The following is an 11,977-nucleotide window of genomic DNA, read 5'->3' as shown; positions in this document are numbered from 1 at the left end:
GTATGGACCCATGCACGAGCACCGGGACCCCCAGAACCCCGAGGGGCGCCGAAGCCCCCGCAAGCGCCTCACCGCCGAGGACTGGGCGGACGCGGCCCTGGCCGCGCTGGCCGAACGCGGCCTCGCCGGGGTCGCCGTCGAACCCCTCGCCGCCCGCCTGGGCACCACCAAGGGCAGCTTCTACTGGCACTTCGCCAACCGGGACGCGCTCGTCTCGGCGGCCCTCGCCCGCTGGGAGGAACTGGCCACCGAGCGGGTCATCACGGCCATGGAGGCCGCCGAACCCGACGCCGCCGCACGTCTGGGCGCGCTGCTGCGCGCGGCGACCGTCTCGGCCGCCGAGAACCCCCTGGAGGTGCGGCTGCTCGCCGCGAGCGACCACCCCGAGGTGGCGGCGGCGCTCGCCCGCGTCAGCGAGCGCCGTATCGGCTACCTCGCGCATCTCTTCGAACTGCTCGGCTTCCCGCCGGCCGAGGCCCGCCGGCGCGGAGTCCTCGCCTACACCAGCTACGTGGGCCACGCCCAACTGGCCCACGCGGCCCCGGACTCCGTACCCGCCGACCCCGCCTACCTCGCCACGGTCACCGACGCGCTCCTCAAGGGCTCGGCCGCTGACCCTCGGTGAGGAGCGGGGGTGACGAAGATCCGCTAGTCGGTGCCGGACTCCATCGCGGCGCGGTCCAGCAGCGCCTCGTCGGCCGAGACCTCGCCGCGCGAGGCGATGGCCTCGGCGCCGCCCTCGGGCATCTCCGGCATGGTGCCGATCAGCCCGGTCGCGGCCGCCTGGGCCGCGCCGACGGCGGGGCTGCCGCTGCCGATCAGGCCGAGGACGGCGTACTGCTCCAGCTTGGCGCGGGAGTCGGCGATGTCGAGGTTGCGCATGGTCAGCTGGCCGATGCGGTCCACCGGGCCGAAGGCCGAGTCCTCGGTGCGCTCCATGGACAGCTTGTCCGGGTGGTAGCTGAACGCCGGACCCTGGGTGTCGAGGATCGAGTAGTCCTCGCCGCGCCGCAGCCGCAGGGTCACCTCGCCGGTGACGGCCGCGCCGACCCAGCGCTGGAGGGACTCGCGGACCATCAGGGCCTGCGGGTCCAGCCAGCGGCCCTCGTACATCAGCCGGCCGAGGCGGCGGCCCTCGTTGTGGTACTGGGCGAGGGTGTCCTCGTTGTGGATGGCGTTGACCAGGCGCTCGTACGCGGCGTGCAGCAGGGCCATGCCGGGCGCCTCGTAGATGCCGCGGCTCTTCGCCTCGATGATCCGGTTCTCGATCTGGTCGGACATGCCCATGCCGTGGCGGCCGCCGATGGCGTTGGCCTCCATGACCAGGTCGACGGGAGAGCCGAACTGCTTGCCGTTGATCGTGACGGGGCGGCCCTGCTCGAAGCCGATGGTCACGTCCTCGGCGGCGATCTCGACCGAGGGGTCCCAGAACCGGACGCCCATGATCGGCTCGACGGTCTCGACGCCGGTGTCCAGGTGCTCCAGGGTCTTGGCCTCGTGGGTGGCGCCCCAGATGTTGGCGTCGGTGGAGTACGCCTTCTCCGTGCTGTCCCGGTAGGGGAGGCCGTGGGCCAGCAGCCACTCCGACATCTCCTTGCGGCCGCCGAGCTCGGTCACGAAGTCCGCGTCCAGCCAGGGCTTGTAGATCCGCAGGTGCGGGTTGGCGAGCAGGCCGTAGCGGTAGAACCGCTCGATGTCGTTGCCCTTGAAGGTCGAGCCGTCGCCCCAGATCTGGACGTCGTCCTCCAGCATCGCGCGGACCAGCAGGGTGCCGGTCACGGCGCGGCCGAGCGGGGTGGTGTTGAAGTAGGCGCGCCCGCCGGAGCGGATGTGGAACGCGCCGCAGGTCAGTGCGGCCAGGCCCTCCTCGACCAGCGCCGCGCGGCAGTCGACCAGGCGCGCGATCTCGGCGCCGTAGGCCTGGGCGCGCCCGGGCACCGAGGCGATGTCGGGCTCGTCGTACTGGCCGATGTCGGCGGTGTAGGTGCACGGGACGGCGCCCTTGTCGCGCATCCACGCGACCGCGACGGAGGTGTCGAGTCCGCCGGAGAAGGCGATGCCGACGCGCTCGCCGACGGGAAGGGAGGTGAGGACCTTAGACATGGGATGAGTATGCAGAACGATGCATGTTCATGCAAGTGGAAGAGTGTCTTCCTGCATTAACGGCGTTAACGCCGTTAATGCCGTTGGTGATCGACGAGGCGGAAGCGGTTGATCGCCTCCAGGTGCTTCGCGCGCAGCTCGTGGTCCCGTACCCCCAGGCCCTCCCCGGGGGCCAGCGCGAGGACGCCGACCTTGCCCTGGTGCAGGTTGCGGTGCACGTCGTACGCGGCCTGGCCGGTCTGCTCCAGCGGGTAGACCTTCGACAGCGTGGGGTGGATCCTCCCCTTGGCGACGAGCCGGTTCGCCTCCCAGGCCTCGCGGTAGTTCGCGAAGTGCGAGCCGATGATCCGCTTCAGCGACATCCACAGGTAGCGGTTGTCGTACTCGTGCCGGAAACCCGAGGTCGAGGCGCAGGTGACGATCGTGCCTCCCTTGCGGGCCACGTAGACGCTCGCGCCGAAGGTCTCGCGGCCCGGGTGCTCGAAGACGATGTCCACGTCCTCGCCGCCGGTCAGCTCCCGGATGCGCCCGCCGAAGCGCTTCCACTCGCGCGGGTCCGGGGTCTGCCCGTCCTTCCAGAACCGGTACCCCTCGGCACTGCGGTCGATGACCGCCTCCGCGCCCATCGCACGGCAGATCTCCGCCTTCTCCGGGGAGGACACCACGCAGACCGGGTTCGCGCCGCCGGCCAGCGCCAGCTGCGTCGCGTACGAGCCGAGGCCGCCGCTCGCGCCCCAGACCAGGACGTTGTCGCCCTGCTTCATCCCGGCGCCGTTGCGGGAGACCAGCTGGCGGTAGGCGGTCGAGTTCACCAGGCCCGGGGAGGCGGCCTCCTCCCAGGTCAGGTGCTCGGGCTTGGGCATCAGCTGGTTCGACTTCACCAGGGCCAGCTCCGCCAGGCCGCCGAAGTTCGTCTCGAAGCCCCAGATCCGCTGCTCCGGGTCGAGCATCGTGTCGCCGTGCCCCTCCGCGGACTCCAGCTCCACCGACAGGCAGTGCGCGACCACCCGGTCCCCCGCCTTCCACCGGTTCACCCCGGGGCCCGTGCGCAGCACCACGCCCGCCAGGTCCGAGCCCAGCACGTGGTACGGGAGGTCGTGGCGGCGGGTGAGCTCCGACAGGCGGCCGTAGCGCTCCAGGAACCCGAACGTCGGCAGCGGCTCGAAGATCGAGCTCCACACGGTGTTGTAGTTGATCGCGCTCGCCATCACCGCGACCAGCGCCTCGCCCGGCCCCGGCTCCGGCGTCGGCACCTCCTGCAGGTGCAGGGACTTGCGCGGGTCCTTCTCTCCCGAGGGGATCCCCGCGAACATGTCCGTCTCGTCGCGGCGGACCACGTTGCCCCGGTACGACTCCGGCAGCGGCAGCGCCGCGAAGTCGGCCGGTACCGCGTTCTCGGAGAGCAGCGCCTGCAGGATCTCGTCCATGCGGGCAGGGTGCGGCGGGGGCGTCGAGACCCACTGGAGAAGGACTCGACGGTGGCGGGATCGAGCCCCTTTCGAAGCGCCCTCAACCGGGGGTGCGGACCGTGAGCCGTCGGGATCAGGGATCAGGGATCAGGGATCAGCGAGCAGGGACACAGGGATCAGCCCGATTCAGGAGGACGCGCCGTGCCGATCTACCGCCTCAGCCGCCCGCAACCGACCCGCAGGGAACTGCCGCTGGACGGACTGCTGCGCCGGGCCGCCCAACGCGACCCCGCCGCCTGCGCGCTCCGCACCCCCCACGGCATCCGCACCTTCGCCGAACTCGACGCGCGGGCCGACCGCTTCGCCGCCTACCTGGAGCACGCCCTGGGCCGCCGCGGGGCCCGCGTCGGGGTCGCCAACACCCTCGACGAGGACTTCGCCGCCGCCTACTACGGCACCGTCCGCAGCGGCAACACCGTCGTCCTCCTCAACCCCCTGATCCGGGCGGCCGGCCTGCGCCGCGTGTGCGAGGTGGCCGACGTCGAGATCGCCTTCCTGCCCACCGCCGCCGCCGAGCAGCTCGTCAAGACCGCCGACCGGCTGCCGCTGCTGCGCGAGATCGTCGTCACCGACGCCCCCGACGGGATCGTGCCCGCCGACGCCCTGCCGCTGGCCGTCGCCCTGGACCGGGCCCCGGCGTCGTCCGGCCCGGACCCGGACGCCCCCGTCGACCTGAACGCCGTGGCGTGCGTGCAGTTCACCACCGGCACCACGGGCCGGCCCAAGGGCGTCCTGCTGACCCACCGCAACCTCGTCGCCAACGCCGCGCAGACCGCCGCCGCGCACCGGCTCGACTCCGGCTCGGTGGCCTTGAACAACCTGCCGCTCTACCAGCCGATGCACCTCAACTCCGCCGTCCTCGCGGGCGCCTGCCAGGTCCTGTGCGCCTGCCCCCGCCCCGCCGCCGCCCTCCGCATGGCCGCCCGCACCGGCGCCACCCACCTCTACACGCTGCCCGCCCGGCTGCACCAGCTCGCCGCCGACCTGCGCCACGCCGAACTCCCCGGCGCCGGGGAACTGCCCGGCTTCCCCCTCCCCGCCGGCCCGGCCCTCGACCGGCTCACCGCCGTCCTCTCCGGCGGCAGCGCCCTGGCCCCCGCCGACGCCCGCCTGCTCTCCGAGCGGCTCGGCGTGCCCGTCCTCCAGGGCTACGGCCTGGTCGAACTCGCCCCGCTCACCCACTCCCAGCGCCCCGGCGACACCGCCGGCACCGGCTCCGTCGGCGCCCCCGTCCCCGGCACCGCCTGCCGCATCGTCCACCCCGGCACCGGCGTCCCCCTCGGCCCCGGCGAGACGGGCGAGGTGCAGGTGAGCGGACCCCAGCTGATGGCCGGCTACCTCGGCGAGAGCGGGCCCGCCGCCGGGGAGGACGGCTGGTTCTCCACCAAGGACGTCGGCCGCATCGGCCCGGACGGGGAGCTGTACCTCGTCGACCGCCTCGACGACGTCTTCACGTACGACGGCGAACTCGTCTCGCCCACCGCCGTCGAATCCGTCCTCGCCGCCGACCCCCGCGTCGCGGACTGCGTCGTCGTCGGCTGGCCCGACCCGATCCACGGAGCCGTCGTCTGGCTCGGGCTCGTCCTGTGCGACCCGACCGCGCCCGGGCTGCTCGACGTACTCGACTCCATCGTCGAGACGGCCAACGACCAGCTCGGCCCGCACGAGCAGATCCGGCGGGTCGAGGTCCTCGGCTCCGTGCCCCGCACCCCCGCCGGCAAGCCCGAGCGGCGCTCCCTGCGCCGCGGGCTGCGGCAGCGGGCGGCGGCCGAAGCCTCCCTCTGAGGCCGGGGCCTCCCTCTGCAAGACCTCGCGAGAGCCCGTGGACGGCCCGTACAGCCGGGGTCCAGGAGCTTTCGAGCGTACCTCCGCCGACTCGCGCGAAGTTGGTGAGCCGAGGTAGAGAGGTGTGAGCCGATGTCAGGTGAGCGTGTGCAGCACACGTCGTACTCGGTGGACGTGGCCGCCCCCGCGGGCGTGGTCTACGCGCTGCTCGCGGACACGACCCAGTGGCCGCTGTTCGTCCCGCCCAGCATCCACGTGGAGCGGCTGGACTTCGACGGGACCAGTGACCGCTTCGGGATGTGGGCGACCGCGAACGGGACCGTCACGTCCTGGGTGTCCCGGCGCTCCCTGGACCCCACGCGGCGGACCATCGACTTCCACCAGGAGGTCCCCGCGCCCCCCGCCACCGCCATGAGCGGCCGCTGGGAGGTCACCGAACGGGGCAGCGGGCACTCGCGCCTGACGCTGCACCACCGGTTCGCGGCGGCCGCCGGCGACCCGGCCGGCGCCCGGTGGCTCGCCGAGGCCACCGACGGCAACAGCCACGCCGAACTGGAGCAGCTGAAGCGGACCGCCGAACAGTGGACCGCCCTGGACGGCCTCCTGCTGTCCTTCGAGGACTCCGTGCGCGTCGAGGGACCCCCGGAACTCGTCTACGACTTCCTGTACCGGGCCGGGGACTGGCCCCTCCACCTGCCCGAGGTCACCCGCGCACACGTGACCGAGGACCGTACGGGCGTCCAGCTGCTGGCCATGGACAGCCTCGCCGCCGACGGCACCGCCGACACCAGCGAATCCGTACGCGTCTGCTTCCCGCACGCCGGCCGGATCGTCCACAAGCAGACCCGCACCCCCCGGCTGATCGCCGCGCACACCGGCGAATGGTCGGTCGACCCCGACGAGACCGGGGTCACCGCCATCGCCTCTCACCAGGTCCTGCTGCGCGCGGAGGACATCGAGCCGGTCCTCGGCCCCGGCGCCGACCTCGCCCAGGCCCGCGACCACGTACGCCGCAGCATCGGCGGCGCCTCCACCCGCGTCCTGCACCTCGCCCGGCGGCACGCCGAGACCGCCGTGCCCACCCTGAGCGCGAGGCGGTGACCGGCCGCCACGGCGACGGCCCGCGCCCGGCCACGGCGTCCCGGTCCCTCGCCGCACCCCGGCCGCGGGTCCACCCCGCCGCCCCCCTCCAGATCGACGTCCTGCTCGACAGCCTCACCCACCCCGGCCGGGGCCTGCACACCGGGCAGCTGCACTGGCGCCTGCACGGGCCGTTCGACACCGAGCGGTTCACCCGGGCCTGGCAGACCGTCACCGACCGGGAAGCGGTCCTGCGCACCGCGCTCGCCCCGGCCGGGCCCGGCACCCGCCTGCCGGGCTTCGCCGTCCACCGGGACGCCGGCCCGCTGATCGTCCGCCACCGCGCGGGCGGCGCCGACTGGGAGGCCCTGCTCGCCGCCGAACGGATGCGCGAGTTCGACCTGACCCGGCCCGACCCGCTGCGCATCGCCCTCCTGGAGGAGCCCGGCGGCTCGACCCGGGTCCTGCTCACCTACCACCGCGCCCTGCTCGACCCGGCGAGCGCCGGCCACCTCGTCGACTCCTTCCGCCGCGTCCACGCCGCCGACGGCCGCCACCGCGGCGGCGAACGCCGGCCCGACCTGAGCGACCACCTCCAGTGGATCGGCTCCCGCGACCCGGCCGCCGCCCGCGCGTTCTGGGCGTACGCCGCCCCGCCCGCGGGCTCCGCCACCCTCCCGGCCGGCGACCGCGGCCGCCCCACGCACCAGCGCGGACACGGCCGGACCCGGCAGCGGCTCACCCCGCCCGAGGCCGCCCGGCTGCGCGCCTGGGCCGCCGCCCGCGGCGCCGCCGAGAGCACCGCCCTCCACGCCGCGTGGGCGCTCCTGCTCTACCGCGCGCACGGCGGCCCGGACGCGCTCCCGCACACCGTCCCGGTGGCCTTCGCCGCCGCCGTGTCCGGACGGGCCATCCCCCTCGACGGCGCCGACCGGCTGCCGGGCCCGCTGCTGGGCGCGCTCCCGGTGGCCGTGGAGGTCCGCCCCGACGCCCCCCTGTCCGCGCTGCTCGCCGCCCTCACGGACCGGGCCGTCGACCTCGCCGCGTACGAGTGGGTCTCGGCCGGGCAGGTCCACCGCTGGTCGGGCCGCGACCCGTACGAGCCGCTCACCGAATCCGTGCTCGACTTCCGGCCCCCCGAAGGCCCGCCCCCCGTCACCGGCACCGGCCCGCCGGAGGCCGCCGAGGCGTACACCGGCGCCCCGCTCGCGCTGACGGCCCGCCACGACCGCGACGGCGGCCTGGTCCTGACCGCCGTCCACGACCGGACCCGGATCGCGGACGGCGACGCCGCCGAGATCCTCTGGCAGACCACCCGCCTGCTGCGCGGCCTCCCCGACACGGCCGGCCCCGGGGCCACCGTCACCGAGGCGCTGCGGCTGCTCGACGGCGCCCCCCTGCCCCTGGCCGCCCCGCGCCCCGACCCGGCACCCCGCACCCTGCGCGCGGCCGCCGCCCCCGGGGCCGGACTGGTCTGCCTGCTGCGGCCGCCCGGCGCCCCCGAGGACTGCTACGACGGCCTCGCGCGCGGCCGGCGCGGACCGCGGGCCCTGCTGTCCACGGCCCCGCGGGCCACGGCCGCCCTGACCGCGCTGGCCCCCGCGCTGGCCGCCGGGGAGCCCGTCGTCCTCGGCGGCCACCCGGGCGCGGAGGCCCTCGCGCACGAGGTCGCCGGACGGGTCGCCGCGTACGGCTGGAGCCGGCCGCCGGTCGCGGTCGCCGCCGACGACCGCGAACTCTCCCGCGCCCTGACCGCCGCCGGACGCAAGGCCTAGCCGGATTCAAGCGCTCTTCGAAGACCTTTCAAGCACCGGAGCGGACGGTGGGAGGGCCCTGCCGCCCGCCGGGACGCAGCGCAGAGGGGAGCAGAGCCGTGCCGACACCCGACCATCAGGAACTGCCGCACCTGCCGCACCTGCCGCTGGACGGACTGCTGCGCCGCGCGGCCCTGCGGGCCCCCGGGGCCCCGGCGCTGCGCGTGGGGGCGCAGACGCTCACCTTCGGCGAGCTCGACGCCCGCGCCGACCGGATCGCCGCCTTCCTGGAGTGCTCGGTCGGCCGGCGCGGGGCCCGCGTCGCCGTCGTGAACACCCTCGACGCGGAGTTCGCCGCCGCCTACTACGCCACCGTCCGCAGCGGCAACACCGTCGTCATCCTCAACCCGCTGCTCTCACCGGCCCGGATGGCCAAGGTGCTGGCCGCGTCCGGCGCCGAGCTCGCCTTCGCCCCCCGCGCCGCCGCCGAGACGCTCTGCTCCCTGGCCGACAAGCCCGAGAGCCTGTCCCTGGTGCTGGTCACCGGCGCCGAGGACGGCGGCCCGGTCCCCGGCGCCGCCGTCCCGCTGGACCTCGTACTCGACGCCGTCGCACCCGCCGCCGGGCCCGCCGCCCCGCGCCCGGCCGTCGCCGTGGACCTCGACGCCGAGGCGTGCGTCCAGTTCACGACGGGCACCACCGCGAGCCCCAAGGGCGTACGGCTGACGCACCGCAGCCTCGTCGCCAACGCCGTCCAGACCGCCCTCGCCCATCGCCTCGGCGAGGACTCCACGACCCTCAACCACCTCCCGCTGTACCAGCCGATGCACCTCAACTCGGCGGTCTACGCGGGCGCCTGCCAGGTGCTGTGCCCCGACCCCGACCCGCTCGCCTCCTTCGCCCTCGCCGAACGGACCGGCGCCACCCACTACTACGGGCTGCCCGCCCGCCTGCACCGGCTCGCCGCCGACGAGCAGCTGAGCGCCGCCGGCCTGCCCGCCGGCCCCCGGCTGTCCGTCGTCCTGTCGGGCGGCAGCGCCCTCAACCCGGCCGCGGCCCGGATCCTCGCCGAGCGGCTCGGCGTACCCGTCGTCCAGGGCTACGGCATGACCGAACTCTCCCCGCTCACCCACTGCCAGAGCCCCGACGCCACGACCGGCACCGGCTCCGTCGGCCGCCCCGTGCCCGGCACCGCCTGCCGCGTCGTCCACCCCGACACCGGCGTCCCGCTGGCCCCCGGGGAGAGCGGCGAGGTGCAGGTGCGCGGCCCGCAGCTGATGGCCGGCTACCTCGGCCGCGACGAGCCGGCCGCCGGACCCGACGGCTGGTTCTCCACCGGGGACGTCGGCCGGATCGGCCCGGACGGGGAGCTGTTCCTCGTCGACCGGCTCGGCGACGTCTTCCTCCACGACGGGGAACTCGTCTCGCCCAGCGCCGTCGAGCGGGTCCTCGGCTCCGACCCCCGGGTCGCCGAATGCGCGGTCGTCGGCTGGCCCGACGCCGTCCACGGCGCCGTCACCTGGGCCGGCATCGTCCTGCGCGACCGGGACCCGGCCGGGGCCGACCCCGCGCACGTGCTGGAGGAGATCGCCGAACGCGCCAACGAGCGCCTCGCGCCCTTCGAGCGCATCCGCCGCGTCGAAGCCATCGACGCCGTCCCGCGCACACCCGTCGGCAAGCCCGTACGGGGCGTGCTGCGCCGCAGCATCCGCACCCGCGCGGCCGCCGAGGCGACCGTCTGACACCCGCCCCCCGACCCCTGTACGAAATGGAGCGCCCGTCATGGTGACCTACGTCAACAAGCTGAACGTCCACGGCGACCTCGTACGCTTCCTCGACGCCAAGGACCGCCTCACCCGCTTCGTGAGCGCCCAGCCCGGCTGCGTCAGCCACCAGACCCTGAGGCTGGTCGGCACCGCCAACTTCTTCGTGGAACTCTCCGTCTGGGAGGACGCCGCCGCGCACCGCGCCGCCGTCACCACCGAGGACTTCCGCGAACTGGCCCGGGAGCTCTCCGGCCTCGCCACCCGCGAGCAGGGCCTGTACGAGACGCTCCCCGAGCAGGCCCCCGCCACCGCCGCCTGACCGGGACCGCTCTGCGCTCCGACGGCGTCGGCCACCTCCCGCAGCGCCCGAATGCCCCCGCGCGCCCGGTGCCGTGGCGCCCGGCGGGGTGTCATGCTGCTGCCCCGGCCACGGCCCCGGACGGGCGGCCCGGACGCGACCGACGACGAGGAGCGACATGACCTCCGAGCCGCTGACCGAGGACGCCGGCCGGGGCACGGCCCGCAGGGACCGCAGGTACCGGCTCGTCCGGGCCGCCCAGTGGTTCGCCGGCATCGAAGCCGACCCGTACGCCCTGGTCCTGCGCGCCGGCGCCGCAGAGGCCGACGCCGCCGAGGAGGCCGTCCGCGCCCTCGGCCCGCTCCACCACAGCACCCTGCTGGACACCTGGGTCACCGCCGACCGGGCCGTCGCCCAGGAGATCACCACGCACCCCGCCTTCGACGCCCCCGCCGCCGACGCCCCCGGCGGGGACCCTCCCCCCTTCCGCAGCGCCGTCCTCACCCTCGACCGCGCCTCCGCCGCGCCGCTCGCCGCGCTCACCGCCTTCGGCGGGCCCCTGCTGTGGGCGGACGACGCCGACTGCGTGGAGAAGCGGACGGCCACGTGGTCCCGTACGGTCCTGGCCGCGCTCGGCGACCGCTTCGACCTCGCCGAGGACTTCGCCCGCCGCCTGACCGGCCCCGTGCTCGCCGAACAGCTCGGCCTGCCCGAGGCCGCGCACGAGCGGTTCTCCCGCCTGCTGCCCCACTGCCGTTACGTCCTTGACGGCCTGCTGTGCCCCCAGCCCCACGCCACCGCGCGGGCCGCCGAGGCGGCGGAGACCGCCCTCGCCGGCCTCCTCACCGAGGCCCTGCACACGTCCACCGCCGACACCGTGCGCGCCTCGCAGGTCATGGCCCTCAGTGCGGCCGAACCCACCGCCGTCCTCCTGTCCAACGCCGTCCGCCTGCTGCTCGACGAACCCGGCGGCTGGCGGCGGCTCGCCGAGGACCCCGCCCGCGCCGGGGAGGCCGTCGAGCACACCCTGCGCACGGCACCCCCCGTACGCCTGGAGTCCCGCGCCGTGCGCTCCGCCGTCACCCTCGCCGGCACCGACCTCCCCGAGGGCGCCCGCGTCACCCTCCTCGTCGCCGCCGTCAACCGCGACCCGCAGGCCGCGCCGGACGCCCCGCCGTTCGGGCTCTGCGCCGACCTGCACTTCGCGCTGTCCGCGCACCTGATCAGGGCCGTCGCCCGCGCCGCGCTGCGCACCCTCGCCGAAACCCTCCCGGGCCTGCGCGCCGACGGCGACCCCGTGACCCGCCTGCGCTCGCCCGTCCTGCGGGCCCCGGCGCGCCAGCCCGTCGCCGGGAACACCCCCTTTCCGAACCCCCCGCAGGAATTGCGTCATTGATACAAAAATGGGTCGCCATGGGGCGGCTCGGATGCCACACTCAAGGGGCTCCAGCAGTACGTTTGTTTTTTCCTGGCCCAGGAGGCAACCCATGACCGATACGCCGGAAAACCACGCCGACGAGGCCGAGGGCAAGGAAAAGTTCCGTGAGGCCCTGGAGCGCAAGGCCCGCAACGCCCGCTCGCAGCAGGCCCACCACGAGGGCCGACTGAAGATCAAGGGCTCCAGCGGCCCCAACGGCCAGAGCCGGACCTTCCGCCGCAAGTCCGGCTGACCCCGCATTCCGAGCCCCGCATTCCGAGCCCCGAATTCCGGGCCCCGCATCA

General features: G+C 75.1%; 10 protein-coding genes. 8 read left to right on the top strand and 2 right to left on the bottom strand.

Going from position 1 to position 11,977, the window contains the following annotated elements; all coding sequences use genetic code 11:
- The first annotated feature begins 10 nt into the window (after positions 1-10).
- Entirely contained in the window at positions 11-625 is a 615-nt protein-coding gene (locus AB0F18_RS03545; protein WP_362054564.1) for a TetR/AcrR family transcriptional regulator, read from the top strand.
- 23 nt (positions 626-648) lie between these two features.
- On the opposite strand, the gene argG is transcribed toward AB0F18_RS03545, so the two are convergent.
- Both argG and ccrA read right to left on the bottom strand, forming a co-directional pair.
- Positions 649-2,103 (bottom strand): argininosuccinate synthase, encoded by a 1,455-nt coding sequence (argG, locus tag AB0F18_RS03540; RefSeq protein ID WP_362054561.1) that lies wholly within the window; start codon positions 2,101-2,103, stop codon positions 649-651.
- A 74-nt stretch (positions 2,104-2,177) separates the two neighbouring features.
- Positions 2,178-3,530: a crotonyl-CoA carboxylase/reductase gene (ccrA, locus tag AB0F18_RS03535; RefSeq protein ID WP_362054558.1), complete on the bottom strand. Its 1,353-nt coding sequence runs from the start codon at positions 3,528-3,530 to the stop codon at positions 2,178-2,180.
- A 183-nt stretch (positions 3,531-3,713) separates the two neighbouring features.
- On the opposite strand from ccrA, the gene AB0F18_RS03530 reads away from it, so the two are divergent.
- The 7 genes from AB0F18_RS03530 to AB0F18_RS03500 all read left to right on the top strand — a co-directional run bounded on the left by AB0F18_RS03530 (position 3,714) and on the right by AB0F18_RS03500 (position 11,925).
- Positions 3,714-5,357 (top strand): class I adenylate-forming enzyme family protein, encoded by a 1,644-nt coding sequence (locus tag AB0F18_RS03530; protein ID WP_362054555.1) that lies wholly within the window; start codon positions 3,714-3,716, stop codon positions 5,355-5,357.
- Between the two features lie 132 nt (positions 5,358-5,489).
- A complete protein-coding gene (locus tag AB0F18_RS03525) occupies positions 5,490-6,458 on the top strand; it encodes an aromatase/cyclase (protein WP_362054552.1) in 969 nt (322 codons plus the stop codon).
- Positions 6,455-8,212: a condensation domain-containing protein gene (locus AB0F18_RS03520; protein WP_362054549.1), complete on the top strand. Its 1,758-nt coding sequence runs from the start codon at positions 6,455-6,457 to the stop codon at positions 8,210-8,212. Before AB0F18_RS03525 ends, AB0F18_RS03520 begins: the two co-directional genes overlap by 4 nt.
- Positions 8,213-8,310: 98 nt before the next feature.
- The gene (locus AB0F18_RS03515) at positions 8,311-9,933 is read left to right on the top strand and encodes a class I adenylate-forming enzyme family protein (protein ID WP_362054546.1); all 1,623 of its coding nucleotides are present in this window, start codon (positions 8,311-8,313) and stop codon (positions 9,931-9,933) included.
- 40 nt (positions 9,934-9,973) lie between these two features.
- Entirely contained in the window at positions 9,974-10,276 is a 303-nt protein-coding gene (locus AB0F18_RS03510) for an antibiotic biosynthesis monooxygenase family protein (RefSeq protein ID WP_362054543.1), read from the top strand.
- Between the two features lie 157 nt (positions 10,277-10,433).
- The gene (locus tag AB0F18_RS03505; protein ID WP_362054540.1) at positions 10,434-11,651 is read left to right on the top strand and encodes a hypothetical protein; all 1,218 of its coding nucleotides are present in this window, start codon (positions 10,434-10,436) and stop codon (positions 11,649-11,651) included.
- 91 nt (positions 11,652-11,742) lie between these two features.
- Positions 11,743-11,925: a DUF5302 domain-containing protein gene (locus AB0F18_RS03500; RefSeq protein WP_362054537.1), complete on the top strand. Its 183-nt coding sequence runs from the start codon at positions 11,743-11,745 to the stop codon at positions 11,923-11,925.
- Positions 11,926-11,977: the final 52 nt, after the last annotated feature.

The sequence above is a fragment of the Streptomyces sp. NPDC029216 genome, assembly GCF_040648015.1.
Taxonomy (GTDB): Bacteria; Actinomycetota; Actinomycetes; order Streptomycetales; family Streptomycetaceae; genus Streptomyces.
The sequence above is the reverse complement of the archived record's forward strand: the minus strand, read 5'-3'. Positions and strand labels throughout refer to the sequence as shown.